Here is a 25,716-nt window from a genome sequence, read left to right on the forward strand (position 1 = left end):
AGAATGATGAAGTTTATTGGCGCACATGTCAGTGCTGCAGGTGGTCTGGAAAATGCCGCAATTCGCGCGCACGAACTCGAAGCCACTGCTTTTGCCCTGTTCACCAAAAACCAACGCCAGTGGCGTGCAGCTCCGCTCACTGACGAAGTTATCAGCAATTTCAAACGAGCCTGTGAAAAGTATCATTACGGGCCGGGACAAATCCTCCCTCACGACAGCTATCTCATTAACCTTGGCCATCCGGTTGAAGAAGCGCTGGAAAAATCTCGCGAAGCCTTTATTGATGAGATGGAACGCTGCATGCAGTTGGGTTTGACGCTGCTGAACTTCCACCCAGGCAGCCATCTGATGCAAATCCCTGAAGAAGAGTGCCTTGCACGCATTGCTCAGTCGATAAACATCGCGCTGGATAAAACCGAAGGCGTGACTGCGGTGATTGAAAATACAGCGGGCCAGGGCAGCAATCTCGGTTTTCGTTTCGAGCATTTGGCCGCAATTATTGATGGTGTAGAAGACAAATCCCGAGTCGGCGTGTGTATTGATACCTGCCACGCCTTTGCAGCGGGTTATGACCTGCGCACCGAAGAAGACTGCGAAAATACCTTCGCTGAATTCGAGAGAATTGTTGGGTTCGAGTATTTATGTGGCATGCACCTTAACGACGCGAAAAGTGCTTTTGGGAGCCGTGTCGACCGCCATAACAGTCTGGGTGAAGGCAATATTGGCCACACGCCGTTTGCCTGGATCATGCGTGATAACCGTTTCGATGGGATTCCGCTAATTCTGGAGACGACGAACCCGGATATCTGGGCTGAAGAGATAGCCTGGTTGAAAGCTCAACAAACTGAAAAGGCCGTGGCGTAACAATCAACAGCCTCAGCATGCTGTAACGGCACACATCATAAATCCTGAAAGCGCGCCAGCGATCACTGGCGCGCATTGATATCAGGCAAGACCAATAAAGAAACCTGCGATAGTGGCACTCATCAAGTTAGAGAGTGTAGCCGCAGCCAGTGCCCTGATTCCCAGTTGAGCGATTTCTGACGCACGTTGCGGCGCAACGGCTGAAAACGCACCGACCACCACGCCGATAGAACCGAAGTTTGCAAATCCGCACAGCGCGAAGGAAATGATCGCGATGGTTTTCACATCCAATGTGCTCCCGGTTTGCAGATACGGAGAGAAATGGAGGTACGCAACAAATTCGTTAATCGCCAGCTTTTGGCCAATCAGGCTTCCTGCCAGCGTCGCGTCACTCCAGTCCACCCCCATTAACCATGCCAGTGGAGCAAGAAGATAACCAAAGATTCCTTCAAGGGTGGCGTGGCCATACCCAAACCAACCTCCAACACCGCCTATGACGCCATTAATCAGCGCGATAATAGCGACGAATGCCATCACCACAGTCGCCACACCGGCTGCGATTTTCAGTCCCGTCATCGCCCCACTTGCTGCCGCTTCAATAATACTTTTTGACGGTGTTTCGGTGAATGACAGATTCTCAAAGGTAACCTGTGTTTCTTCCGTGGCCGGGCTTAACATTCGCGCAAATAGAATCCCGCCGGGGATAGCCATCAGTGAAGCTGCAAGCAGATAATCAATTGGCACGCCTAATCCGGCGTATCCAATCATCGTTGAGCCTGCAATAGAGGCCATCCCACTACAAATTGCAGTAAACAGTTCATTGCGATTAAGACGATCAATAAAGGGTTTTACTATCGCGGGGATTTCATTCTGCCCAAGAAAAATAGTCGTGACAGCAACGAAGGATTCAATTTTGCTGATGTTCAATGCTTTCTGGAATATACCGCCAAGAATGCGAATCAACACTCCCATCACGCCAACGTAATAAAGCAGGCTTACTAACGCCGTAATAAAAATAATTGCTGGCAGCACCCGAAAGGCAAACACAAATCCAGCACCATCAAATACCTGATCCATTTTTGGCCCCACCAATGAACCAAAAATAAATGCGCTTCCAGCATCACTGTAGGTCATCACTTTATGTACCCCCAGCGCAGCTTGTTCCGCCAGCCATTTTCCCGGTGGGAAATAGAGCATGACGCCACCGATTGCGATTTGTAACACCAGCGCGGCCCCTACAGTACGTAGACTAATGCGCTTTTTATTTACCGACAGCACAAAAGCAATCGCCAGTAATACCGCCATTCCCAGAACACTTCTCATTACATCCATAATGATTTCCACCAAGCCAGGTCTGAACTCGTAACGGGCGACCGCTGACTGCCCATCAAGTTTGAGCAGGCATGCGCAGCTTTCCAGGTTTGCCGCGCATGCGTAGATGTGGGATTAGATATACTTGCGCACACACTCTTCTACTAAATCCCAGAACCAGTCGGTATCGATGCTAATACCCACTTTAACGTTCGCTGGTTTTCCAAGAACACTCAGTTCATCGCAGACTGTGCGGCCATAACACGGACCACGGTTCACATCGACTTCGACATACATATCTTGTGTTTTGATACCCTGAGGATTAATGAGATAGCCGATGCAGGTCGCATCATGCACCGGCCCGCCCGCCAGACCGTAGTTTTCGTATTGCGTTTTGAGAGTAAAGTTCATGATGTCGCTGAACAACTGACCGGCAGGGCCACCTGCTTTTTCCATGCGGGCGATGACATCAGCGGTACAGACGGTTTGGTTAGTCAAATCCAATCCCATCATTACCAGCGGCACGCCAGAGGTGAAGACGACGCGAGCCGCTTCGGGGTCTGCGAAAATATTGAACTCTGCCGATGGCGTAAAGTTACCCGTGCCGTATGCTCCGCCCATCAACACAATCTCACGGATTTTTGGCAAGATTGCAGGCTGCATCCGCATTGCTACTGCAATGTTGGTCAACGGCCCGACAGGAACCAGCGTAATTTCACCGTCGCTTGCCATCAGCGTATCGATAATATATTTAACTGCATGAGTACTTTCCGCTTTACGGGTTAGCGGTGCAAATACCGGGCCGTCCAGACCAGATTCTCCATGAATATTATCCGCTACAATTTGCTTTCTCATAATTGGCTGCGGCATCCCGGCATAAACGGGGACATTAATATTAAGTTGCTGGCAGACATTCAACCCGTTAACTAATGTTTTATCCAGAGTCTGGTTCCCGGCGACAATAGTTATACCCAGTAAATCTATCGTCGGGTATTTCGCAGCCATCATTATAGCAATCGCATCATCATGACCTGGATCGCAATCCAGAATAATCTTTCTCTTTTCCATATCTTATTTCCCCTGTTCACTGTTACGTTATTTTCGCCTTATCAACGATGATTAGGTCAGGTCGATGATTGAATCATAACGACAGAAAACGTATGCTGAATATGAGAAATCTCATACCGGAAAACTATTATGAAAGAAATCCAAAATGACGATCTCAGGCAGCAATTGATTAGCCATTCTGGTTATACAGAGAGCTTCTCAGTTGATGTCACACGTGATACCCGTTTGCTTCATATTGCTGCCGGAGACTACATTGTACGGGAGGGAAATCAGCCAGGATACCTGTTCTATCTGGCTCGCGGACGAGCCAAGCTCTATGCCACATTACCCAATGGGCGGGTATCGTTGATTGATTTTTTTGGCGCACCCTGTTTTATTGGTGAAATTGAATTAGTCGATGTTGATCACGAACCGCGAGCCGTCCAGGCCATTGAAGAGTGCTGGTGCCTGGCGTTGCCGATGAAGCAATATCGGCCACAATTATTAAAGGATGCGACCTTCCTCCGCAAACTTTGTGTAGAACTCAGCCATAAGAATTACCGAAATATTGTCGCCCTTACCCAAAACCAATCTTTCCCACTGGTCAACCGACTGGCGGCATTTATTTTACTGACTCAGCATAGTGATCTGTATAACGAAAAACATACGCAGGCTGCGGAATATATGGGGGTCAGTTATCGTCACTTGTTATTTGTGATTGCGCAATTTACGCGAGATGGTTTGCTGTTAAAACAAAAAATGGGCTATGGCATTAAAGATAAGAAGAGATTAATGGCGCTGGCGCTAGAGATGGACCCAGATAATAACTTTACTAGTTTATTACATTAAATAAGTAAAAAGGGCAGAGAAATCTCTGCCCTAAATATACACATTTACTTATGCAGCTTTTGCGACAACTTCTGCTTCCGGACGTTTCAGGAAGGCATAAGACAAACCTGCCAACAACGTCCCCACGACTATCGCAATCAGGTAACCCACAACCGGGGTAATCGCACCTGGGATTAACAGAACAAATAAGCCGCCATGTGGAGCCATCAGTTTAGCGCCTACTGCCATGGAGATTGCACCAGTCACCGCGCCACCAACGATACAGCACGGCAGCACACGCATTGGGTCGCGAGCAGCAAACGGGATAGCCCCTTCGGTGATAAAGCACAGACCCAGAACCATCGCTGCTTTGCCGCCTTCCTGCTGAGCTTTGTCGAATTTACGACGCGCAATAAATGTTGCCAGACCCATCGCCAACGGTGGCACCATACCTGCTGCCATAATGGCGGCCATCGGTGCGTAAGTTTGGGTGCTGAGTAACCCGACACCAAATGCGTAAGCCGCTTTGTTAACCGGCCCACCCATATCAGTACACATCATACCGCCAAGGATTGCGCCCAACAGTACCGCATTCGCGGTGCCCATGGTTTGCAGCCAGTGAGTCAGACCTTCGAGGATTTTCGAAACCGGCGTACCGATCAGATAAATCATCGCCAGACCCACAATCAGGCTTGAGAACAGTGGAATGATAAGGATTGGTTTCAATGCTTCCATGCTTGGTGGCAGTTTCAGCTTGGTGCTAATCATCTTAGCAACGTAGCCTGCGAGGAAGCCCGCAATAATCCCGCCGATAAAACCAGAACCGGTGCTAACGGCTAACATACCGCCGATAAGACCCGGCGTCAGGCCTGGTCGGTCAGCGATAGAAAACGCAATGTAACCCGCCAGAACCGGCACCATCAGCGCAAAGGCTGAACCACCACCGATTTGCATCAGTGCCGCAGCCAATGTACCTGGCTCTTTAAATGCTTCGATACCAAAAGCGAACGACAGCGCGATACATAGACCGCCCGCGACCACCATCGGTAGCATGAAGGAAACACCGGTTAACAGATGGCGATAAGCACCTACCGACTCTTTTTTTCCTTCATTCGCGCTGGCTGCACTCTGCCCTGTCGCTGCAAAAGGCTTAGCCTCAACAACAGCTTTATCAAGCTCTTGTGCCGTTTTCTTCAGTGCCAGACCTGTTGAGGTGCGATACATCGGTTTTCCAGCAAATTTTGCCAGGTCAACTTCGATATCGGCCGCAACAATGACCAAATCGGCCTCAGCTACTTCTTCAGGGGTAATTGCATTACCTGCGCCAACCGAGCCGCGTGTTTCAACCTTTACCCACCAGCCACGTTTTTTCGCTTCGGTTTCAATGGCTTCAGCAGCCATAAAGGTATGCGCGACGCCCGTTGGGCAAGCAGTTACTGCAACAATGCGTTTTGGCCCTTTAGCCAGCTCGACCGGTGCAGCACTAGCTGGAGCGGTATAAGGTTTCGCTTTATCTTTCGCTTCACCTAAAAACAGTTCCGGGTGCTGAACTGCACGGTCAATATCACCCAGAAAGACCTTTTTGCCATTTAGCGAGCTATCGGCAGGAATAGCGGTTCCCACAACGATTGCCATTTCAGCATCGTTTGGATTGTCGATAATCTGCAAGCGCGCTTTTTGCGCGGCTGAACCCAGCAATGTTTTCGCGAGGTACGCACGAGCTTGCCCAAGACCTGGTTCTATAATCAGCAGCGTTTTCATAGTTCCTCTCCTGCTGTCAGTTAAATGGTTTCAGATCAACACGGGCCATCATAGCCGCCAGTTGAGTACGATCTGTAATTCCGACATTGCTCTGACTTACCGCCAGCGCAGCCACTGCCGTCGCTAAACGCAGGGTATGTTCGCTGGATTCACGCATTAACAGGCCGTAGATAAGCCCGCCGACCATGGAATCCCCCGCACCAACGGTACTGACGACTTCGCATACTGGCGGTTTCGCTATCCATTCACCCGATGCGTTAACCCAAAGTGCACCTTCGGCACCCAGAGAAATCACCACATGCGCAATTCCTTGCTCACGTAGCGCATGGGCTGCTTCAATCACATCTTTCATTTCTGGCAATTTGCGACCAGCCCAGATCTCCAGCTCGCGGCGGTTTGGTTTAACCAACCATGGTGCGGCTTTCAGACCTGCGACTAATGCTTCGCGGCTGCTGTCGAAAATGATGCAAGGGCACTGGCTACGTAGACGCTTCATCCAGTCAGTGAAAGCATCAGGTGAAACGCCCGCAGGCAAGCTGCCACTAACACACACCATGTCAAACTGACCAAGCCAGCTCAGGGAATCAGCAACAAAACGCTCCCAATCTGCAGGAGTTACATCAAAGCCTGAGAAATTAAAGTCGGTAACTTCGCCATCTTTCTCAGTCAGTTTTACGTTGATGCGGGTGCGGCCTTGCACCACCTGAAAACGGTTGGCAATACCCAACTCGCTGAACAGTTGCTGAAAACCATCCTGGTTATCTTTTCCCAGGAATCCACCTACCGTGACATCGATGCCAAGGTCTTTAAGAACTTTAGCAACGTTAATCCCTTTACCGGCGGCATGCAGACCCGTAGTGCGCACGAGGTTAACTTCACCACGTTCAACTTCAGGGGTGTAACCGACCAGGTCGTAAGCCGGGTTTAACGTAATTGTTGCGACACGACGACTCATGCTGCCCCCTCACCAAGACCGGCAGCAACCGCTTCACCAATGGCTTTCAGCGCAAGTTCAGCATCCTCACCTACGGCCGTAAAGCGCAGGTGGTGGCCTTTTTTCACGCCCAGAGCGACGACTTTCATCAGGCTGCGACCATTGGCTGGCTTCCCGGTTCCATCAAGGTTTGTCACGGTAATCTCGCTATTAAATTGTTTAATGGTATTCACCAGCACCGTACCAGGACGGGCGTGTAGACCATGTTCATTGCGAATCTGGAAATCTGCACTCAGGCTATTTTGTTCAGCTGGAACATCAGTGGTCAGCAGCGTCAGCAACCCAGGTGCATCTGCGTTCAGCAAACGTTCAGCATTGTTGTTTATCAACATATCGCTCAGGCGATTGAGAACTTGTAAGGGTTGGTCGTCGGCCACTGCAACCGTCATCAACAGCGATACCGGTTGGCCGTCTGCTTCAAAAACTGATGCTGGGCGGCTGATTGCCACAGCACTCGCGAGGTTGCCTTCGGTGCTGTCGTTAAGCCAGATACCCTGTCCAAGATAGAGTGGTTTGCTGGAAACTACGTGGCTTACAAAAGCAGAGTTGGCAGCACCCGCCTGTTTAATGCGACCGGCATTTAATGCCTGAAGCGTCATCAGGTCGGTGGCGGTAACATCTAACGCCAATAATGAGTTATCAAACAGCAAAGATGCAGATTGTTTTTCGCCCATCAGCAATGCGCGAAGCTCTTCTGCTGAAGTCGCGGTTTTGAGCTGTTCAGCAACTTCGTCATCACTGAGCACATGTGTCAGCTGACGCAGTAAACCAAGGTGTTCGTCAGAACGAGCTGCAATGCCAATCACAACGTAAGCTTTCTGGCCCTCACCCCATTCAATTCCTTGTGGAAACTGGAACACCTTAACGCCGGTTTTCAGTACCAAATCGCGGGTATCAGTAGTGCCATGTGGGATAGCAATACCGTTACCTAAGTAAGTGGAGGTTTGCAGCTCGCGAGCCAGCATACCTTCTACATAGCCAATACTGACATTGCCTGCCTGCGCGAGCGCAGTAGCAACCAGACGTATGGCTTCTTCTTTATTTCCGGCACTAACGCCCGGATGAATATCCTGCACAGATAACTGGAACATGGTTCTCCTCTCCTGCTGAATTGAAACGATTCAGCTGCAATGAGAAAAAATGCGCCATCCCACTCCTGAAACTAAATAAGACGACGCTGAAACGTTTCAAGTAGTGTGGAGATCCTCCGCGATTCAGGCAAGATATGTTGTATTTTCGTTACCAGAATTTAGAGGTTACGCACATTTCCACTCCCATCTAAGCCGAAAAAGTGAGCAGTATCACGGTACGTTCAGCACACAATTTATAAGCATCAGCTTTTGCTGAACATAGCCAGGAACAGCGTTTTATCTTTTCGTGTCGCTTTTGATTTGAACAACTGTTTATTTCCAGGCAAGGCGCGTAAACTCCGCGCGTTCATTGACCAGCCGACACTGAGAGCATGCAAAACTCCCCCATAGCAGCAACACGCAAGCCCCTTGACTTAACTTCTTCAGCCTTTTTGATTGTAGCTTTTTTAACCGGGATTGCGGGGGCATTACAAACCCCAACGCTGAGCCTGTTTTTGACGGAAGAAGTCCATGTTCGTCCTGCGATGGTGGGTTTCTTTTTCACCGGTAGCGCCATCATCGGTATTTTGGTCAGCCAGTTTCTTGCGGGGCGTTCTGATAGGAAAGGCGATCGCAAATCGCTTATTTTTGTTTGCTGCTTGTTGGGTGCATTAGCCTGCGTGCTATTTGCCTGGAACCGTAACTATTTTGTGTTGCTGTTTGTCGGTGTTTTCCTCAGCAGCTTTGGCTCCACTGCCAACCCGCAGATGTTTGCCCTTGCGCGCGAACACGCTGACCGTACGGGCCGTGAAGCGGTGATGTTTAGCTCTATTTTGCGTGCGCAGGTCTCCCTTGCATGGGTTATTGGCCCGCCTATCGCCTACGCGCTGGCTTTAGGTTTTGGTTTTACCACCATGTATCTGAGCGCGGCCTTCGCATTTGTGGTTTGCAGCGTGATGGTACGGATGCTCCTGCCATCAATGCGTAAAGAGGTGGTAACTAAATCCACCACGCTTGAAGCTCCGCGCCGTAACCGTCGTGATGCCCTACTGCTATTCGTCGCCTGCACCATGATGTGGGGCTGTAACAGTCTCTACATTATTAATATGCCCCTTTACATCATTAATGAATTACATCTGCCGGAGAAGCTGGCAGGAGTGATGATGGGGACAGCAGCCGGGCTTGAGATCCCAACCATGCTTATCGCAGGCTATTACGCCAAACGTTTTGGTAAGCGTTTTCTAATGCGTATTGCGGGAGTCGCAGGTCTGCTGTTCTATATCGGTATGTTGACGTTACATAACGAATTCATGCTGCTGGGCCTACAACTGCTGAACGCTATTTTCATCGGCATTCTGGCGGGTATTGGGATGTTGTATTTTCAGGATTTAATGCCTGGACAGGCAGGAGCGGCTACCACGCTATATACCAATACGACGCGTGTCGGTTGGATTATTGCAGGCTCGATGGCCGGTGTAGTTGCAGAAATCTGGAACTACCACACGGTGTTTTATATCGCGCTTGGCATGATAGCCATCACCGCTTATTGCATGGTGAAAATTAAAGATATCTAGGGCGCAGTCGCAGCTTCCAGATAGATCAGGTAATCCATGGCCTGCTTGCGCGTGGTACCGCACATTTCCCGCGACGGTTGCAAGTTTGCGCAAACCTTTGGTCTTAGTGGTGAAAGAAAGATTTTACAGCGCATATCTGCGCCAAGCTGAACACATGGAGTATCAGCGGGCTTGCCATCTGGCATGCCAGGAATAGGACTTGATACAGAAGGCGCGGTACAACACGCGCCGCAATCGGGACGACAGTCCATCAACAATACTCCAGTGGGCTGACAAGGATCAGGACTCTAGCAGTAGCAGTGCGGCTTTACTACGTAGATTTATGCACTATCTGCAATGAAATCCGCTTGCCTGAAAGACGCCTCCCGAGTAATTTGACGCAATATTTTCGCTCCTCAATTTTTTACAGGAAACACCGATGCCAAGAGCTAATGAAATCAAAAAGGGTATGGTACTTAACTACAACGGCAAGCTGCTGATTGTTAAAGATATCGATATCCAGGCACCTAGCGCCCGTGGCGCAGCAACGCTTTATAAAATGCGTTTTTCTGATGTCCGTACTGGCCAGAAAGTTGAAGAGCGCTTCAAAGGTGATGATATTGTCGACACCATCACTCTGACCCGCCGTTACGTTGACTTCTCTTATATTGATGGCAACGAATACGTGTTCATGGATAAAGAAGATTACACCCCGTATATCTTCACCAAAGACCAAATTGAAGAAGAGCTGCAATTCATTCCAGAAGGTGGAATGCCGGACATGCAGGTTCTGACCTGGGATGGCCAATTGCTGGCGCTTGAACTGCCACAAACCGTGGATCTGGAAATTGTTGAAACCGCACCTGGCATTAAAGGCGCGTCAGCAAGCTCCCGTACTAAGCCTGCAACAATGTCTACTGGCCTGGTCATTCAGGTTCCTGAATATATGGTGACTGGTGAGAAGATCCGCATCCATATTGCTGAAAAACGCTCTATGGGTCGTGCAGACTAATTTGTAGTCATGTCGGATGGCGCAGGCTTATCCGACCTACGAAAAGCAGTTGTATGGCGGATAAGCGATAGCGTCATCCACCAAAAATCTGCATAAAAAAACGCGCCAACTGGCGCGTTTTTTACATCAATAATGTTCAGCTTACTTCAGCAAGTCAGGGAACATGGTTTGTTTCAGTGCCAGTTCCACACCGCGAACTTCAGCCAGACCTTTCAGACGACCAATCGCTGAATAACCTGGGTTAGTTTTCTTGTGCAGATCGTCAAGCATCTGGTGGCCGTGATCCGGACGCATCGGGATCGGGCGCAGATCGCCGGCGTTTTTACGGCGTTGTTCTTCAGTCAGAATCGCTTTCACCACTGCAACCATGTTCACATCACCTTGCAGGTGCGCGCCTTCATGGAAGGTTTTCGGGTTATCTTCGCGGCAAGTTGCACGCAGATGAGTAAAGTGAATGCGATCGCCGAAGGTTTCAATCATGCGAACCAGGTCGTTGTCAGCGCGAACGCCATAAGAACCGGTACACATAGTGAAGCCGTTATAAATGCTGTCGACAGTTTCTTTCAGCCATTGCATATCTTCAATAGTAGAAACGATACGCGGCAGGCCCAGGATTGGACGCGGTGGATCATCCGGGTGCACTGCCAGACGAACGCCAACTTCTTCCGCTACCGCAACTATTGCGCGCAGGAAGTACGCCATGTTTTCGCGCAGCTGTTCTTTACTGATGCCATCATATTCAGCAAGACGTGCACGGAACTGGTCAAGGGTGTAACCCTCTTCCGCACCTGGTAAACCAGCAATGATATTGCGGGTCAGTTTTTCTTTTTCAGCATCAGACATATTGTTGAAGTAGCCCAGCGCCTGGCGCTGCTCTTCTTCGCTGTAGTCAGCTTCAGCGCCTTCGCGCTTGAGGATGTGCAGCTCAAATGCTGCAAAAGCAATCTGGTCAAAACGCAGAGCGCGTGAACCATCTGGCAATTCATATTCCAGATCGGTACGTGTCCAGTCAAGAATCGGCATGAAGTTGTAGCACACGGTGTCGATGCCACATTCAGCCAGGTTACGAATGCTCTGCTGGTAGTTTGCAATATGCTTATCAAAGTCGCCGGAGTGAGTTTTAATTTCTTCGTGCACCGGAATACTTTCTACTACAGACCAGGTCAGACCTTTTTCCGCCAACACAGCCAGGCGCTCTTTGATGTCAGCAACTGGCCAGACTTCACCATTTGGGATGTGATGCAGAGCAGTAACGACACCGGTCGCGCCCGCCTGACGCACATCATCCAGAGATACCGGGTCTTTTGGGCCGTACCAACGCCATGTTTGTTCCATCGACAGTTCCTCAGTTAAGTTGTCATACCAATTCTATAATGCTGTATTGACTACTACCATACCGGATTCTCGCTTACGGTCAAATTTTGCAATGATATTGGTTGATCCAGCTCACATTAAAGGGATAAAGACAGCACACCAATTTGATTTGTTGTCATATAACTTTAGACTGCGCAATGTTACCAATTCGTTAATCAGGATTTGCATTTTATGAACACAATTGCTTCAGTCGCGTTACCTGCCGATATTCAACAGCCTAATTATGACCGCCGGGCGTTAAAAACACGCATCGTCCACTTTGGTTTTGGTGCGTTTCATCGCGCACACCAGGCGCTGCTGACCGACCGGGTACTCAATAAATTGGGGGGAGACTGGGGCATTTGTGAAATTAGTCTGTTTAGCGGCGATAAACTAATGAGTGCGCTGCGTGCACAGGACCATTTGTATACCGTACTGGAAAAAGGTCGCGAAGGTAATCAGGCGATTATTGTCGGCGCGGTTAACGAATGCCTGAATGCAAAACTCGATGGGCTGGACGCGATTATTGAGAAGTTCTGCGAACCGCAAGTGGCAATTGTCTCGCTGACTGTGACGGAAAAGGGTTATTGCATCGACCCAGCGACCGGCAGGCTCGATGGCAATAACGAGCGCATTATTCATGATCTGCAAAATCCGACCGAACCGCATTCCGCTCCCGGCATTTTGGTTGAAGCTTTGAACCGCCGCCGAGAACGCGGCCTGCGTCCGTTTACCGTGCTTTCCTGTGACAATATTCCCGATAACGGCCATGTGGTGCGTAACGCCGTGATTGGCATGGCGGAAACGCGCAGCCAGGAATTAGCCGACTGGATCCGCGAACATGTCACCTTCCCAAGCACCATGGTCGACAGAATCGTACCTGCTGCCACGCCTGAATCACTGCAAGAAATCACTGACACACTGGGTGTTGAAGACCCATGCGCGATTTCTGGCGAGCCGTTTATCCAGTGGGTTATTGAAGATAACTTTGTTGCAGGCCGCCCGGCATGGGAAGAAGTTGGCGTCGAAATGGTTAACGACGTGATGCCATGGGAACAAATGAAGTTACGCATGTTGAACGGCAGCCACTCATTCCTCGCCTATCTCGGCTATCTCGCAGGCTATCAGCATATAAATGATTGCATGGCAGATGAGAATTTCCGTAAGGCGGCGCACCGTTTGATGATGCGCGAACAAGCGCCAACACTGCGCGTTACGGGCGTAAATCTACAGCAGTATGCCCATAACCTGCTCGAGCGTTTTGACAACCCGGCGCTGAAGCACCGCACATGGCAAATTGCGATGGACGGTAGCCAGAAACTGCCGCAACGGATGCTAGAAAGTGTGCGCTGGCATCTGCAACAAGGTGATGAGTGGCCATGCCTGGCATTAGGCGTTGCCGCCTGGATGCGCTATGTCAGCGGTATTGACGATGCGGGCAACGAAATTGATATTCGCGATCCGTTAGCTGAAAAAATTAAAACGCTGGTCGCAAACAGCCCTGTTAATGAACGCGTTAATGCCTTACTCAGCCTGCATGAAATCTTTGGCAGCGACCTGCCTGCTGATGAACAATTCGTCGCGCGTATTACCGCTGCATGGAATGAGTTATGCAGCAAAGGTGCGCGAGCAACGGTCGCAGACCTGATCGATTAATTTAACAATCAATGCCTTTAAACCCGCTTCACAAGGATGTGGAGCCGTCCGGACTTCATTTTTTGGTAATTGTTGTTCAGGATAGTGATAATTGAACATCACGTAAGGTTCACTCAACCTGTCCGGAGCACTTGTGACTAAAACCAACCTGATTACCGGTTTCCTCGGTAGCGGCAAGACCACTACCATTCTGCATTTACTTGCCAACAAGCCCGAGCATGAAAAATGGGCTGTGCTGGTCAACGAATTCGGTGAAGTCGGAATCGACGGCGCGTTATTAGCCGACAGCGGTGCTTTGCTGAAAGAAATCCCCGGCGGCTGCATGTGTTGTGTAAATGGACTGCCGATGCAGGTAGGGCTCAATACTCTACTTCGTCAGGGTAAACCTGACCGTCTACTCATTGAACCAACCGGGCTTGGTCACCCAAAACAAATCCTCGATATGTTGACCGCCGAAGTTTACCAACCCTGGATCGAACTCAACGCCACTCTGTGTCTGCTTGACCCACGCCAGTTGCTTGATGAGCGAGCAGTCAATAATGACAATTTCCGCGATCAACTTGCTGCTGCTGATATCATCATTGCAAATAAAGAAGACCGTGCCAGCGATGAAAGCCGCACGGCTCTTAACGAGTGGTGGCTGCGTGAGGGGACTGGGCGGGAAATGATCACCGCGCAAAATGGTCATATCGATATTAGCCTTCTTGATAAACCACGCCAAAACCTGCGCGAGATGCCATCCAGTCCGGATCACAAGCACAGTCATGCAGCAACACGTGGGCTAGCGGCGCTAAGTTTGCCTGAACATCAACGCTGGCGGCGCAGCATCAACAGTGGCCAGGGCTATGTGGGTTGCGGATGGATTTTTGATGCCGAGACACTATTTGACACTGTAGGTATTCTGGAATGGGCTAGACTTGCACCTGTCGACCGCGTCAAAGGTGTGCTGCGTATTGCGGAAGGTTTGGTAAGAATTAACCGTCAGGGCCATGATTTCCATATTGAAACGCAGAATATCGCACCACCTGACAGCCGCATAGAGTTAATACATAGCGGTGACGTTGACTGGAATGCGCTACAAACTTCATTGTTGAAGCTACGTTTAAGTTTGTGAGCCTACCCTTTCGTCTTTGTTAAAATATCTAATGATTTTGTATGAATAATATTCGATTCCCTCTAATCCTTGTGCTCAATGCACTTGGGTTAGCACTTTTTTTTAGTTGGTACCTGCCTGAAGGGCACGGTTTTTGGTTTACCCTGGACTCCGGGATCTTCCATTTCTTTAACCGCGAGCTGGTTAAGAGTCACGCCTTCCTGGTGTTTGTTGCCGTGACCAATAATCGGGTGTTCGATGGCATTTCACTATTAGCAATGGGTTTACTGTTTTTCTGTTACTGGCGCAAAGAGTCAGCGACAGGCCGCCGACGCATGTTCATCATGGGTATTGTGATGTTATTTTGCGCAATTATTATCAATCAACTTGGCCATTTGATTCCCGAATCTCACGTCAGCCCAACGCTCTATTTCACGGATATTCACCGTGTCAGCGAATTGCTGCATTTCCCAACTAAAGATGCGTCTAAGGACAGTTTCCCTGGTGATCATGGATTAATGCTGCTGATTTTCACCGGCTTCATGCTGCGATATTTCGGTAAAAAAGCGTTTGCTATTGCTGTAATTATTTTCCTGATTTTCATCATGCCGCGCATGATGATCGGCGCACATTGGTTCACTGATATCTTCGTCGGCTCGTTATCTATTGCTCTCGTTGGGTTGCCCTGGGCTCTATTAACCCCATTAAGTGATGGGTTAATTAATCTCCTGGATCGTTATTTACCCGTCAAAAAAAGAACAATTCAATAACAACAAATAAACATTATTTTCAGCAATCATCAGAAACCAGAAATGATTGCTGTCTGTTTTTTAGCCACTCACATAGGGCGACTAATATTTAACCTGCCATCTTCATTAGATAAATGAAGTACCTGCACAGATAAGCAACAGTTCTGGTTAACAACTATGCAATATTACTTTTTACCTTTTAACATCACAATTTCTTATAAAATTTCAGAGAAAACCGCTCGCCATGCCTGATTTGATGAGGTAACCTCGAATACGTTTTGCGCTGAAGCCCAATTCATTTGTTATGTGAATAATTTTGTGCGACAAACCACAGTTTTGTTCATTAGCATTTGTCTCATGGCGCGCAGGTAATTAGTCTCGTCACGTTGGTATTTTGTATAACGATATTTATCGTAAAGGACATCAAGGGATAACAAACATAATGGTCAAGTCTCAGCCTATTTTGAGATATATCTTGCGGGTAATTCCCGCCGTTGCTGTGGCAGTATTGCTGTCAGCATGTAGTTCGACAAACACCGCAAATATGCATTCTGAGACGCATGCAGTCGGCAATAAAGATGGTTTTTTACTGCAAGCTTCTCAGGATGAATTCGAAGAGATGGTCCGTAATGTAGATGTGAAATCACGTCTTATGGATCAATATGCAAGTTGGAAAGGCGTTCGTTATCGCCTCGGTGGCAGTAATAGAAGCGGCATTGATTGTTCTGCATTTGTGCAGCGCACATTCCGTGAACAATTTGGTTTAGAGTTGCCTCGTTCAACTTCTGAACAGCAGGATTCAGGTAAATCGATTTCACGTAGTAAATTACGTACTGGCGATTTAGTTCTGTTCCGTGCGGGTTCAACGGGTCGACATGTTGGAATCTATATCGGTAACAACCAGTTTGTACATGCTTCCACCAGCAGTGGTGTGACGATTTCAAGCATGGATGAGCCTTACTGGAAAAAGCGTTACAACGAAGCGCGACGTGTATTGAGCCGCAGTTAATGCGCACCTTGCAGACAGTTACTCCCTTGGCTGTTCTGCAAGACAACAATATGACGAGACAAAACAACGCTGCTTATGCAGCGTTTTTTATTGCCTGAAATTCATCCAGTTAAATAATTCTAAAATGATGATGGTTTTCGTTCGAAACTTTATGACGCATTGATCGTTTTTGCGTTATAGTCCAAAAAAACGCAAATAAACAATCAGTCTCTTGCGCCTGCAGGAACCATTCATACATGTTTTCTAAAAATATTTTCTCACGTTACTTTACCTCTGTCCGGCAAATAGCCGCCTTCAGTATTTTGGCCGGCGTGCTTGCCGCGCTATTGATTGGCGGAATAACTAGCCTGACATTGCACAGCAAGCGTGAAGCCAACTACGACACACTAACTGAAGATATGCGTGAATATCTCAGCACCTTTTTCCAGGACCTCCAGTCGACTATCAGCGGCATTCAACCGTTAACCCTTTCAGACTGCCATCAAGTTTCCGGCGAATTGACCTCGCGTGCAGCCTTTAACGCTAACGTTCGCGCCTTTGTATTAGTTCGTAACGGCAATGCCTACTGTTCCTCCGCTACGGGCAGCATGTTGATGGAGATGCGTCAGCTTTCGCCGGATATCGATATCAATAAAAATATCGATTTGATTATCATGCTCGGTACCCCAATGATGCCCGGTAAGCCGACTATTGCCGCATGGTTTAAAAATCCGGTAATTGAGGGGCGTGGGGTTTTCGCCACCCTGAACGTAAATCTTACACCGTATCTATTGTTCACTACTCGCCAGAGCGACATGGTGTCGATGGCGATCATCGCTGGCGATAAAGCGCTAACCACAATATCCAGCAATGTGATGAATGCTGCGAGCCTACCGAAGCATCCTACGCGCGTGATAGCCATGGAAGACTTTCCCATCAAGATAGCGTTGTATGGCAAAACCTGGCCTGTAGAAGACATTCAAATCTCGATTCTGACCGGGCTCGTATTCGGCATCCTGGGTGGTGCGCTATGCGCCTATTTCCTGACGGTGCGCCTACGTTCCGGTAAAGAGATTTTGATGGGGATTAAACGCGGGCAATTTTATGTTGTATATCAGCCGGTAGTTGATGCCAAAGAGTTAAAAATGTCAGGCGTAGAAGTATTGATGCGCTGGAACCACCCAATTGCAGGGCCTATTCCTCCCGATGCATTTATTGCATTCGCCGAAGCACAGCAATTGATCGTTCCCCTCACCCGCCATTTGTTTGAATTGATTGCACGCGATGCCAAAAAGCTCCAGCACATCTTACCGGCTGGTGCGCGCCTCGGCGTTAATCTGGCTCCTAGCCATTTACACTCACCAACCTTTAAAGAAGATATTCAAGCCTTTGCCGCCTCATTGCCCCTTCATCATTTCCAGTTAATTTTCGAAATCACTGAACGAGATATGGTGAAAGAAAATGAAGCCAGCTGCCTGTTTACATGGATGAATGAGCAAGGATTTCAAACTGCAGTCGATGATTTTGGCACGGGGCACAGCGCACTTATCTATCTTGAACGCTTTAAGCTGGATTATCTGAAGATCGATCGCGGCTTTGTTAATTCTATAGGTTTAGAAACTGTAACATCCCCAGTACTTGATGCCGTATTAACCCTTGCTCGCAAGCTAAGCATGACGACAGTTGCAGAAGGCGTGGAAACACCTGAGCAAGCCAAATGGTTAATCGATCGAGGGGTGAATTATTTACAAGGTTACTATTTCGCCCGCCCACTCACTCTTGAACAATTGCAGTCATGGGGCGGTCAGCAAAAAACCTACGATGAACTTGATTGAGCCCAGCCAACGCCGATGCTGCTTGAAGTATGGCGGCTATAACTTATGATTTATCATCATGGCGTTATAACGCGGCGGGGCGTTGCCTGGACACTGATATTGTTTCGGGATGAAACAATTAGGTAAGCTCCTCCCCAACAAGGATTGATCTATACGATGTTTGCCCGCATTTTCACCCTGCTGAGTCTTTGCCTGATTGCAGCCCCAGGCCTTGCTGAGAACATCAAGGAAAGCTACTCCTTTGCCGTTTTAGGGGAACCTAAATACGCCATCAACTTCACCCATTTTGATTATGTTAACCCTGCAGCACCGAAAGGCGGGGATATCACGCTCTCGGCAATTGGCACCTTTGATAACTTCAACCGCTATGCTCTGCGCGGCAATCCGGGTGTAAGCACCGAAACCCTATATGACACGCTTTTTGCCAACGCCGATGACGAGCCGGGAAGCTACTACCCGCTGGTCGCTGAGATGGCGCGCTACCCAGATAACTTTGCGTGGGCTGAAATCGAAATTAATCCGCAGGCACGTTTTCATGATGGGACGCCCATAAAAGCCAGCGATGTAGCCTTTACCTTCAATAAATTTATGACCGAAGGCGTACCGCAATTTCGTCTGGTTTATAAGGGCGCAAAAGTGAGAGCAATTGCCCCTTTAACGGTGCGCATTGAACTGGCAACACCCAGTAAAGAACGAATGTTAGGTTTGTTCTCACTACCTGTGTTCCCTGAAAAATTCTGGAAGAATCATAAACTCAGCGATCCTCTGTCTGCTCCCCCTCTGGCAAGTGGTCCCTACAAAATAACGGCCTGGCGTATGGGGCAATACATCACCTACTCACGTGTCAGGGATTACTGGGCTGCCAATTTGCCAGTTAACCGCGGGCGCTGGAATTTTGACTCCATTCGGTACGACTATTACCTCGATGACAACGTCGCTTTCGAAGCTTTCAAAGCCGGTGCGTTCGATTTTCGTAATGAAGTTTCAGCCAAAAACTGGGCCACGCGCTACACAGGAAAGAATTTTGCTAACCATTTCATCGTAAAAGAAGAACAACCCAACGATGCGGCGCAGGATGCACGCTGGCTGGCATTTAACATTCAGCGCCCAATTTTTGAAGACCGTAAAGTACGCGAAGCGATTGGCCTGGCCTTTGATTTTGAATGGATGAACAAAGCGCTTTTCTATGGCGCTTACAGCCGGGCAAACAGTTATTTCCAGAATACGGAATATGCCGCTCGTGATTACCCACATGCAGATGAGCTCATCCTCCTGGCGCCCATGAAAAAGGATTTACCGCCAGAAGTTTTCACCAGCATCTATAACCCGCCAAAATCGAACAGCAATGGTTTTGACCGAGAAAACCTGCTCAAAGCCATGACGTTGTTAAAAGAGGCTGGATGGGAGCTGAAAGACCAGAAACTCATCAATGTTAAAACAGGTAAACCCTTCACCTTCGAATTGCTAATAGGGGCTACCGGTAACACACAATGGGTTTTACCGTTCCAGCATAATTTACAACGGCTGGGGATCACGATGGAAATTCGCCAGGTCGACAACTCGCAGCTTACTAACCGCATGCGCAAGAGGGATTACGATATGATCCCAACGCTTTATAGCGCCATGCCATATCCCAGTGCTGACGTGCAAATCGCATGGGCTTCGGAATACGTTGATTCCACATATAACGCCCCCGGAGTGAAAAGCCCGGTGGTTGACGAACTGATTTCTCAGATTGTGGCTAATCAAGGCGATAAACAAAAGCTGCTTCCCTTAGGCAGGGCTCTGGATCGCGTACTGACATGGAATTACTACATGATCCCGATGTGGTACATGGCCGCAGATCGTTTCGCCTGGTGGAACAAGTTTTCAAAACCGGCTATTCATCCGTTATACGCAACCGGGTTTGATACCTGGTGGTACGACGTCAATAAAGCCGCACAATTACCAGCCAACAGGCGTTAAGGGAATATATGGGAAGTTATCTGTTACGTCGCTTGTTGCTGATAATCCCCACGTTGTGGGCAATTATCACCATCAATTTTTTCATCGTACAGATAGCACCTGGCGGCCCTGTAGATCAGGCTATTGCAGCAATTCAGTTTGGCCATGGTTCGGGTATGCCGGGTATGAGCACTGACACTATGGGCAGCGGCCATGCGCGTGTTGGCGTGGGTAACGTTGGTGACAGCCAGTACCGAGGAGCTCGCGGTCTCGACCCGGAAGTGATTGCTGAAATCACTCATCGCTATGGTTTTGATAAACCGATCCATGAACGCTACTTCAAAATGCTTGGCGATTATTTGCGTTTTGACTTCGGTGACAGCCTGTTTCGCAGCGCATCCGTTATCCATCTGATTAAAGAAAGCCTGCCGGTTTCTATCTCAATTGGCCTATGGAGCACTCTGATTATCTATATCGTGTCGATCCCACTCGGCATACGAAAAGCCGTCAGCAATGGCAGCAGTTTTGATATCTGGAGTAGCACTTTTATTATCATTGGCTACGCCATTCCCGCATTCTTATTCGCAATTTTGCTGATTGTATTGTTTGCCGGTGGCAGTTATCTGGACTGGTTCCCACTACGCGGGTTGGTGTCGACCAATTTCGATACCTTACCGTGGTACGGGAAAATTATTGACTACCTCTGGCACATCACCTTGCCGGTGCTGGCAACAGTAGTCGGTGGCTTTGCGACCTTAACCATGCTGACGAAGAACTCGTTTCTTGATGAAATTCGTAAACAATATGTGGTTACAGCCCGCGCCAAAGGGCTGAGTGAAAAGAAAATCCTCTATCGCCATGTGTTCCGCAACGCCATGCTATTAGTGATTGCCGGTTTTCCTGCCACGTTCATCAGTATGTTTTTTACCGGTTCACTGCTAATCGAAGTGATGTTCTCGCTAAATGGCCTGGGTTTATTGGGCTATGACTCAACCATCTCACGCGATTACCCGGTAATGTTCGGCACGCTGTACATATTTACGCTCATTGGTTTGCTACTGAATATTTTGAGCGACATCACTTACACGCTGGTCGATCCGCGTATTGATTTTGAGGGGCGTGGATGAGCCGTTTAAGTCCTGTGACTCAGGCCCGTTGGGCTCGGTTTTGTCAAAATAAACGCGGCTACTGGTCGTTGTGGATATTCGCTGTTCTGTTTGTGCTTAGTCTCGGTTCAGAGCTTATTGCTAACGATCGTCCATTGGTCGTTCACTACCAGGAACGTCTCTATTTCCCATTTATTGCCAATTATAGTGAAAGTGATTTCGGCGGGCCTCTAGCAACCCCTGCTGATTATCAGGACCCGTGGCTTGCAGAACGTCTGAACCAAAAAGGTTGGGTAATCTGGGCACCGATTCGCTTTGGCTCTAGTGCCATTAACTTTGCTACCACTGTTCCCTTCCCTTCCCCGCCAAGTTCCCAAAACTGGCTAGGGACTGACGCCAACGGTGGCGATGTACTGGCACGCATTCTCTACGGCACGCGCATTTCCATTCTTTTCGGCCTGATGCTGACACTCTTTTCCAGCGTGATTGGGATAGTTGCCGGTGCGGTTCAGGGCTATTACGGCGGGCGAGTAGATTTATGGGGGCAGAGATTTATCGAAGTGTGGTCCGGAATGCCGACACTGTTCCTGATAATCCTGCTTTCAAGCGTCATCCAGCCTAATTTCTGGTGGCTGTTGGGGATTACGGTGCTGTTTGGCTGGATGAGTCTGGTGGGAGTGGTTCGTGCAGAGTTTCTGCGTACCCGGAACTTCGATTACATTCGCGCGGCACAGGCAATGGGTGTCAGCGACAGGTCGATAATCACACGCCATATGCTACCCAACGCCATGGTCGCCACCCTGACTTTCTTACCGTTTATTCTTTGCGGTTCGATTACCACCCTCACCTCACTGGATTTCCTGGGCTTTGGTTTGCCACTTGGTTCACCATCACTGGGTGAACTGTTGCTGCAAGGCAAAAATAACCTTCAGGCTCCGTGGCTTGGCATCACCGCATTTCTCTCGCTGGCAGTATTGCTGACGTTACTTATTTTTATCGGCGAAGCAGTGCGCGACGCCTTCGATCCGAGCAAGGCGCACTGATATGACGACTCCACTGCTGTCCATAAAGAATTTATCCGTGGCTTTCCGAAGCGGCGACACCATTGCGCAAGTGGTGAACGATTTATCGCTCGAGGTGAATGCCGGTGAAACACTCGCGTTAGTCGGTGAATCAGGATCAGGGAAAAGCGTCACGGCGTTATCGGTGCTGCGTCTGTTACCGGCGCCGCCAGTTGTTTATCCGTCGGGTGAGATCTTCTTTAAAGGGCAGGAGTTATTACATGCTCCTGAACGCACACTTCGAAGCGTACGTGGCAACAAAATCGCCATGATTTTTCAAGAGCCGATGGTTTCACTAAACCCGCTGCACAATATTGAAAAGCAGCTTTATGAAGTGTTATCGCTGCATCGTGGAATGCGCCGTGAAGCCGCTCGTGCTGAAATGCTTACGTGCCTGGACCGGGTTGGCATTCGTAATGCGGCAAATCGCTTAACTGATTTCCCCCACCAGCTTTCTGGTGGCGAGCGCCAGCGCGTGATGATTGCCATGGCGCTGCTGACTCGCCCAGAATTACTTATTGCCGACGAGCCGACAACTGCTCTGGATGTCACGGTGCAGGCGCAAATTCTGCAATTACTCAAAGAGCTCAAACAAGAGCTGAATATGGGGTTGTTGTTCATTACCCATAACCTGAATATCGTCAAAAAGCTGGCGGATAACGTTGCTGTCATGCGCAACGGTAAATGTGTTGAACAAAACTCCGCAACTAAACTGTTATCTGCACCGCAGCATCCTTACACGCAACAACTACTGGACGCCGAGCCCACGGGTAGCCCACGTCCCGTAGATGAGAGCAGCAAGCCGCTATTGACCGTTCAAGGATTGCAGGTTGCCTTCCCTATTCGCCGCGGGTTGCTTAAGAAAACCATCGGTTATAACTATGGAATAAAAGACCTAAGTTTTACGCTGCGTGCCGGTGAAAGCATCGGTCTGGTTGGGGAGTCAGGATCAGGTAAAAGTACCACTGGGCTTGCGTTGCTACGCCTAATTAATTCCAACGGTGAGATATGGTTTGATGGCAAGCCACTGCATGAGCTTAATCGCAAAAAGCTGCTACCACTGCGTCGACGTATTCAGGTCGTTTTCCAGGATCCAAATTCATCGTTGAACCCACGTCTGGATGTTTTGCAGATAATTGAAGAAGGTTTACGCGTGCATCAGCCTGCGTTAACTGCGGCAGAACGTGAGCAAAGAGTCATAGTGGCTATGCAGGAGGTGGGGTTAGATCCGCAAACAATGCATCGTTATACGGCAGAATTTTCTGGCGGACAAAGACAGCGTATCGCCATTGCCAGAGCGCTGATTTTACAACCTGAGCTAATCATTCTTGATGAACCGACTTCTTCGCTCGACCGCTCCGTACAAGCACAAATACTCGCGTTGCTGAAGTCGTTACAAGAAAAGCATCAGTTGGCCTACATTTTTATCAGCCATGACTTGCGAGTAGTGAAGTCGTTATGCCATCAGGTCGTAGTACTGAGGCAGGGAGAAGTAGTTGAACAAGGAGCATGCCAGCAAATTTTTGCAGCACCTCAGGCGGAATACACACGCCAGTTACTCGCGCTTGCTTGATTTGCAAGCTTAAGAATCAAAAGGGATTCGTGCTGGAGAAAGATTCAGCAATAGCCACGCCGAAGTTCTTAAGTCTGCACGTTGCAGTTTGCTCATCCTGACGATTAACAAACAGGCATGGCTGACCTTCACATTCCACGACGGCAGAATCCACTTCGATATCTCTCAGCGCCAGGCTTAATTTGTGCATGGTCGGCCAGGCAGAATCACTATTGTTATCGCTTAGTAATTTCAGGCCAATCAGACAATTTTCAGCGTTCTGACCATTTTGCGGAATCGGTTCAACTCTGGAACCTGCAAAACCCGCCAACCAGCGATATCTATGTGGTAAGCGATGAACAATGGAAAGCTGTAACGTATTCACTGTGGTGTCCCCAAAAAATCCAAAAATATTTCACAAACAGTTTACATAAAGGTTAACACAATGTTGATGCTTTGTGTGTAAACAACCTAGAAACCGCTTACATCCGTTGTAATTATTTGTCTACCATTTCATATTTAACGTTTTATTTTTGTGGTGCTGCACACGTTTCGGCGCTATATGTAACGCTTTCTGCGATGTAACTCAACCTTTTTAACTACAAGAATGTGACTTTTTGTTGTTGATACGTTTACATTTGAGAAACAAATTGTAGACGCTAATGGGGAATTTTCGTTGATTTGGATTAAAGAACGGGCATCTGGCGATACCCGTTTACATACTTTAGGATTATTTAGTGGCTAATCGAGGGCGACTTGCGTAGAGATAAAACACAATAGAGCATGTAGCACACACCGCGATCGACCAAATCATTGGCCATGCAGAATTAAAAGTCGCAAAAGATAGCAGCGCGCCGGTTAATGCGCCGATACCAAAACGAAACGTGCCAGCCAGCGAAGAAGCTGTTCCCGCCATATGTGGAAACTCATCAAGAATTACCGCCATCGCGTTTGACGACACCATTGAAACGCACCCAACAAACGCCGCTACGCCCAACACCATCGACCAAAAACCGAACCCCAGCATCGTACTAAGTACCAGCCAGATAGCCATAGCAAACTGGACAAACAACCCAAAGCGGAACATTGCCAGCGGGCCGAAACGACGTACGAAGCGGCTATTAATTAGCGTCATCACAATCAAGAACAAGATGTTAAGCGCGAAGTAGTAACCAAAATGCTGTGGCGCAACGTGATTGAGTTCAATATAAACAAATGGGCCAGCACTCAAAAATGAGAACATTGCTGCAAAGCTAAAACCACTCGCCAACATATAGCTCAACACACGCTTATGACGGAACAACGTCGCGAAGTTACCTATCGTTGTACGTAAATGAAATTTCTGCCGACGTTCTACGGGTAGCGTTTCGTGGATCAGGAAGAAAATCATCGCTGATGCCAGTAGTGCCGCCAGTGCCAGGATCCAGAAGATTGCATGCCAGCTAAACCATACCAGCACTGCCCCACCGACCATCGGTGCTACAAGTGGTGCAATAGTGGTTATCAGCATGACGAACGACATCATGCGCGAGAACTCTTCTTTTGGATAAATATCACGCATCAGGGCGTTAATCACCACGCTTGCCGCAGCAGCAGAAAGACCATGCAGAAAACGCATTGCAATCAGGTGATCAATCGTTTGTGAGAGCGCGCAAGCAATTGCCGCCGCAGCAAAGACAAGCGTACCACCCAGCACCACTGGCTTACGGCCAATGCTGTCTGCCATCGGACCATAAAATAGCTGCCCAATAGCAAAGCCAAGAATATAGGTACTTAACGTCATTTGTGCGCTGCCCGCTGGCACGCCAAATTCCGAGGCGATAACCGGCAGGGCCGGTAAATACATATCTATTGATAACGGCATTAACATGGCCAGCAGGCCAAGTATCACCACAATACCAATTGACGAGTTTTGCTTACTGCTCAAGCTTCCTCCTGG

22 protein-coding genes are annotated in these 25,716 nt (G+C 48.7%); 13 read left to right on the forward strand and 9 right to left on the reverse strand.

Annotated elements, in window-relative coordinates; all coding sequences use genetic code 11:
* Window positions 1-6 precede the first annotated feature (6 nt).
* Window positions 7-864: a deoxyribonuclease IV gene (nfo, locus tag LVQ77_RS10105; RefSeq protein ID WP_064512821.1), complete on the forward strand. Its 858-nt coding sequence runs from the start codon at window positions 7-9 to the stop codon at window positions 862-864.
* Between the two features lie 81 nt (window positions 865-945).
* Here the strand turns inward: nfo and LVQ77_RS10110 are convergent, their stop codons facing one another.
* Both LVQ77_RS10110 and rihB read right to left on the reverse strand, forming a co-directional pair.
* Window positions 946-2,196: a NupC/NupG family nucleoside CNT transporter gene (locus tag LVQ77_RS10110; RefSeq protein WP_232904370.1), complete on the reverse strand. Its 1,251-nt coding sequence runs from the start codon at window positions 2,194-2,196 to the stop codon at window positions 946-948.
* A gap of 114 nt (window positions 2,197-2,310) precedes the next feature.
* On the reverse strand, window positions 2,311-3,243 hold the full coding sequence (gene rihB, locus LVQ77_RS10115; protein WP_232866969.1) for a ribosylpyrimidine nucleosidase: 933 nt from the start codon (window positions 3,241-3,243) through the stop codon (window positions 2,311-2,313).
* A gap of 129 nt (window positions 3,244-3,372) precedes the next feature.
* Between rihB and LVQ77_RS10120 the strand changes: the two genes are divergently transcribed.
* A complete protein-coding gene (locus LVQ77_RS10120; RefSeq protein ID WP_232866966.1) occupies window positions 3,373-4,071 on the forward strand; it encodes a transcriptional regulator YeiL in 699 nt (232 codons plus the stop codon).
* 48 nt (window positions 4,072-4,119) lie between these two features.
* Here the strand turns inward: LVQ77_RS10120 and fruA are convergent, their stop codons facing one another.
* The 3 genes from fruA to fruB are packed head-to-tail and all read right to left on the reverse strand — an operon-like array spanning window position 4,120 to window position 7,896.
* Window positions 4,120-5,811, reverse strand: a complete 1,692-nt coding sequence (gene fruA / locus LVQ77_RS10125) for a PTS fructose transporter subunit IIBC (protein ID WP_232904371.1) — start codon at window positions 5,809-5,811, stop codon at window positions 4,120-4,122.
* A gap of 16 nt (window positions 5,812-5,827) precedes the next feature.
* Complete coding sequence (fruK, locus tag LVQ77_RS10130; protein ID WP_064554903.1) at window positions 5,828-6,766, reverse strand: 1-phosphofructokinase; 939 nt, start codon at window positions 6,764-6,766, stop codon at window positions 5,828-5,830.
* Window positions 6,763-7,896, reverse strand: a complete 1,134-nt coding sequence (gene fruB, locus LVQ77_RS10135) for a fused PTS fructose transporter subunit IIA/HPr protein (protein WP_232904372.1) — start codon at window positions 7,894-7,896, stop codon at window positions 6,763-6,765. The genes fruK and fruB overlap by 4 nt, the downstream gene beginning before the upstream one ends.
* A 371-nt stretch (window positions 7,897-8,267) precedes the next feature.
* On the opposite strand from fruB, the gene setB reads away from it, so the two are divergent.
* Complete coding sequence (setB, locus tag LVQ77_RS10140; protein ID WP_232904373.1) at window positions 8,268-9,449, forward strand: sugar efflux transporter SetB; 1,182 nt, start codon at window positions 8,268-8,270, stop codon at window positions 9,447-9,449.
* Here setB and LVQ77_RS10145 read toward each other — a convergent pair.
* Window positions 9,446-9,700, reverse strand: a complete 255-nt coding sequence (locus tag LVQ77_RS10145; protein WP_074391982.1) for a YkgJ family cysteine cluster protein — start codon at window positions 9,698-9,700, stop codon at window positions 9,446-9,448. The genes setB and LVQ77_RS10145 overlap by 4 nt on opposite strands.
* Window positions 9,701-9,867: 167 nt before the next feature.
* On the opposite strand from LVQ77_RS10145, the gene yeiP reads away from it, so the two are divergent.
* A complete protein-coding gene (gene yeiP, locus LVQ77_RS10150; RefSeq protein ID WP_034497033.1) occupies window positions 9,868-10,440 on the forward strand; it encodes an elongation factor P-like protein YeiP in 573 nt (190 codons plus the stop codon).
* Between the two features lie 141 nt (window positions 10,441-10,581).
* Here yeiP and uxuA read toward each other — a convergent pair whose 3' ends face one another.
* Window positions 10,582-11,775: a mannonate dehydratase gene (gene uxuA, locus LVQ77_RS10155; protein ID WP_232866849.1), complete on the reverse strand. Its 1,194-nt coding sequence runs from the start codon at window positions 11,773-11,775 to the stop codon at window positions 10,582-10,584.
* A 210-nt stretch (window positions 11,776-11,985) separates the two neighbouring features.
* On the opposite strand from uxuA, the gene LVQ77_RS10160 reads away from it, so the two are divergent.
* The 9 genes from LVQ77_RS10160 to yejF all read left to right on the forward strand — a co-directional run bounded on the left by LVQ77_RS10160 (window position 11,986) and on the right by yejF (window position 23,798).
* Entirely contained in the window at window positions 11,986-13,449 is a 1,464-nt protein-coding gene (locus LVQ77_RS10160; protein WP_232904374.1) for a mannitol dehydrogenase family protein, read from the forward strand.
* A gap of 133 nt (window positions 13,450-13,582) precedes the next feature.
* Entirely contained in the window at window positions 13,583-14,563 is a 981-nt protein-coding gene (locus LVQ77_RS10165; protein ID WP_232904375.1) for a CobW family GTP-binding protein, read from the forward strand.
* Window positions 14,564-14,604: 41 nt separating this feature from the next.
* A complete protein-coding gene (locus LVQ77_RS10170) occupies window positions 14,605-15,312 on the forward strand; it encodes a phosphatase PAP2 family protein (protein WP_232904376.1) in 708 nt (235 codons plus the stop codon).
* A 421-nt stretch (window positions 15,313-15,733) separates the two neighbouring features.
* On the forward strand, window positions 15,734-16,300 hold the full coding sequence (mepS, locus tag LVQ77_RS10175; RefSeq protein ID WP_151994501.1) for a bifunctional murein DD-endopeptidase/murein LD-carboxypeptidase: 567 nt from the start codon (window positions 15,734-15,736) through the stop codon (window positions 16,298-16,300).
* 236 nt (window positions 16,301-16,536) lie between these two features.
* Window positions 16,537-18,114 (forward strand): cyclic di-3',5'-guanosine monophosphate phosphodiesterase PdeN, encoded by a 1,578-nt coding sequence (pdeN, locus tag LVQ77_RS10180; protein ID WP_232904377.1) that lies wholly within the window; start codon window positions 16,537-16,539, stop codon window positions 18,112-18,114.
* Between the two features lie 156 nt (window positions 18,115-18,270).
* On the forward strand, window positions 18,271-20,079 hold the full coding sequence (locus LVQ77_RS10185) for an extracellular solute-binding protein (RefSeq protein WP_232904378.1): 1,809 nt from the start codon (window positions 18,271-18,273) through the stop codon (window positions 20,077-20,079).
* 8 nt (window positions 20,080-20,087) lie between these two features.
* Window positions 20,088-21,185: a microcin C ABC transporter permease YejB gene (locus LVQ77_RS10190; RefSeq protein ID WP_232904379.1), complete on the forward strand. Its 1,098-nt coding sequence runs from the start codon at window positions 20,088-20,090 to the stop codon at window positions 21,183-21,185.
* Window positions 21,182-22,207: a microcin C ABC transporter permease gene (locus LVQ77_RS10195; RefSeq protein ID WP_232904380.1), complete on the forward strand. Its 1,026-nt coding sequence runs from the start codon at window positions 21,182-21,184 to the stop codon at window positions 22,205-22,207. The genes LVQ77_RS10190 and LVQ77_RS10195 overlap by 4 nt, the downstream gene beginning before the upstream one ends.
* 1 nt (window position 22,208) lies before the next feature.
* On the forward strand, window positions 22,209-23,798 hold the full coding sequence (gene yejF / locus LVQ77_RS10200) for a microcin C ABC transporter ATP-binding protein YejF (protein ID WP_232904381.1): 1,590 nt from the start codon (window positions 22,209-22,211) through the stop codon (window positions 23,796-23,798).
* Between the two features lie 16 nt (window positions 23,799-23,814).
* Here the strand turns inward: yejF and LVQ77_RS10205 are convergent, their stop codons facing one another.
* Both LVQ77_RS10205 and LVQ77_RS10210 read right to left on the reverse strand, forming a co-directional pair.
* The gene (locus LVQ77_RS10205; RefSeq protein WP_064512557.1) at window positions 23,815-24,162 is read right to left on the reverse strand and encodes a YejG family protein; all 348 of its coding nucleotides are present in this window, start codon (window positions 24,160-24,162) and stop codon (window positions 23,815-23,817) included.
* Window positions 24,163-24,507: 345 nt separating this feature from the next.
* On the reverse strand, window positions 24,508-25,704 hold the full coding sequence (locus LVQ77_RS10210) for a Bcr/CflA family multidrug efflux MFS transporter (RefSeq protein ID WP_232866878.1): 1,197 nt from the start codon (window positions 25,702-25,704) through the stop codon (window positions 24,508-24,510).
* Window positions 25,705-25,716: the final 12 nt, after the last annotated feature.

The sequence above is a fragment of the Buttiauxella cochleicola genome (assembly GCF_021282435.1).
Lineage (GTDB): Bacteria > Pseudomonadota > Gammaproteobacteria > Enterobacterales > Enterobacteriaceae > Buttiauxella > Buttiauxella massiliensis.

Bases quoted from the DNA above. Each gene is read 5' to 3' on its own strand.
- nfo (WP_064512821.1), top strand. From the start codon at position 7: ATGAAGTTTATTGGCGCACATGTCAGTGCTGCAGGTGGTCTGGAAAAT.
- LVQ77_RS10110 (WP_232904370.1), bottom strand. From the start codon at position 2,196: ATGGATGTAATGAGAAGTGTTCTGGGAATGGCGGTATTACTGGCGATT.
- rihB (WP_232866969.1), bottom strand. From the start codon at position 3,243: ATGGAAAAGAGAAAGATTATTCTGGATTGCGATCCAGGTCATGATGAT.
- LVQ77_RS10120 (WP_232866966.1), top strand. From the start codon at position 3,373: ATGAAAGAAATCCAAAATGACGATCTCAGGCAGCAATTGATTAGCCAT.
- fruA (WP_232904371.1), bottom strand. From the start codon at position 5,811: ATGAAAACGCTGCTGATTATAGAACCAGGTCTTGGGCAAGCTCGTGCG.
- fruK (WP_064554903.1), bottom strand. From the start codon at position 6,766: ATGAGTCGTCGTGTCGCAACAATTACGTTAAACCCGGCTTACGACCTG.
- fruB (WP_232904372.1), bottom strand. From the start codon at position 7,896: ATGTTCCAGTTATCTGTGCAGGATATTCATCCGGGCGTTAGTGCCGGA.
- setB (WP_232904373.1), top strand. From the start codon at position 8,268: ATGCAAAACTCCCCCATAGCAGCAACACGCAAGCCCCTTGACTTAACT.
- LVQ77_RS10145 (WP_074391982.1), bottom strand. From the start codon at position 9,700: ATGGACTGTCGTCCCGATTGCGGCGCGTGTTGTACCGCGCCTTCTGTA.
- yeiP (WP_034497033.1), top strand. From the start codon at position 9,868: ATGCCAAGAGCTAATGAAATCAAAAAGGGTATGGTACTTAACTACAAC.
- uxuA (WP_232866849.1), bottom strand. From the start codon at position 11,775: ATGGAACAAACATGGCGTTGGTACGGCCCAAAAGACCCGGTATCTCTG.
- LVQ77_RS10160 (WP_232904374.1), top strand. From the start codon at position 11,986: ATGAACACAATTGCTTCAGTCGCGTTACCTGCCGATATTCAACAGCCT.
- LVQ77_RS10170 (WP_232904376.1), top strand. From the start codon at position 14,605: ATGAATAATATTCGATTCCCTCTAATCCTTGTGCTCAATGCACTTGGG.
- mepS (WP_151994501.1), top strand. From the start codon at position 15,734: ATGGTCAAGTCTCAGCCTATTTTGAGATATATCTTGCGGGTAATTCCC.
- pdeN (WP_232904377.1), top strand. From the start codon at position 16,537: ATGTTTTCTAAAAATATTTTCTCACGTTACTTTACCTCTGTCCGGCAA.
- LVQ77_RS10185 (WP_232904378.1), top strand. From the start codon at position 18,271: ATGTTTGCCCGCATTTTCACCCTGCTGAGTCTTTGCCTGATTGCAGCC.
- LVQ77_RS10190 (WP_232904379.1), top strand. From the start codon at position 20,088: ATGGGAAGTTATCTGTTACGTCGCTTGTTGCTGATAATCCCCACGTTG.
- LVQ77_RS10195 (WP_232904380.1), top strand. From the start codon at position 21,182: ATGAGCCGTTTAAGTCCTGTGACTCAGGCCCGTTGGGCTCGGTTTTGT.
- yejF (WP_232904381.1), top strand. From the start codon at position 22,209: ATGACGACTCCACTGCTGTCCATAAAGAATTTATCCGTGGCTTTCCGA.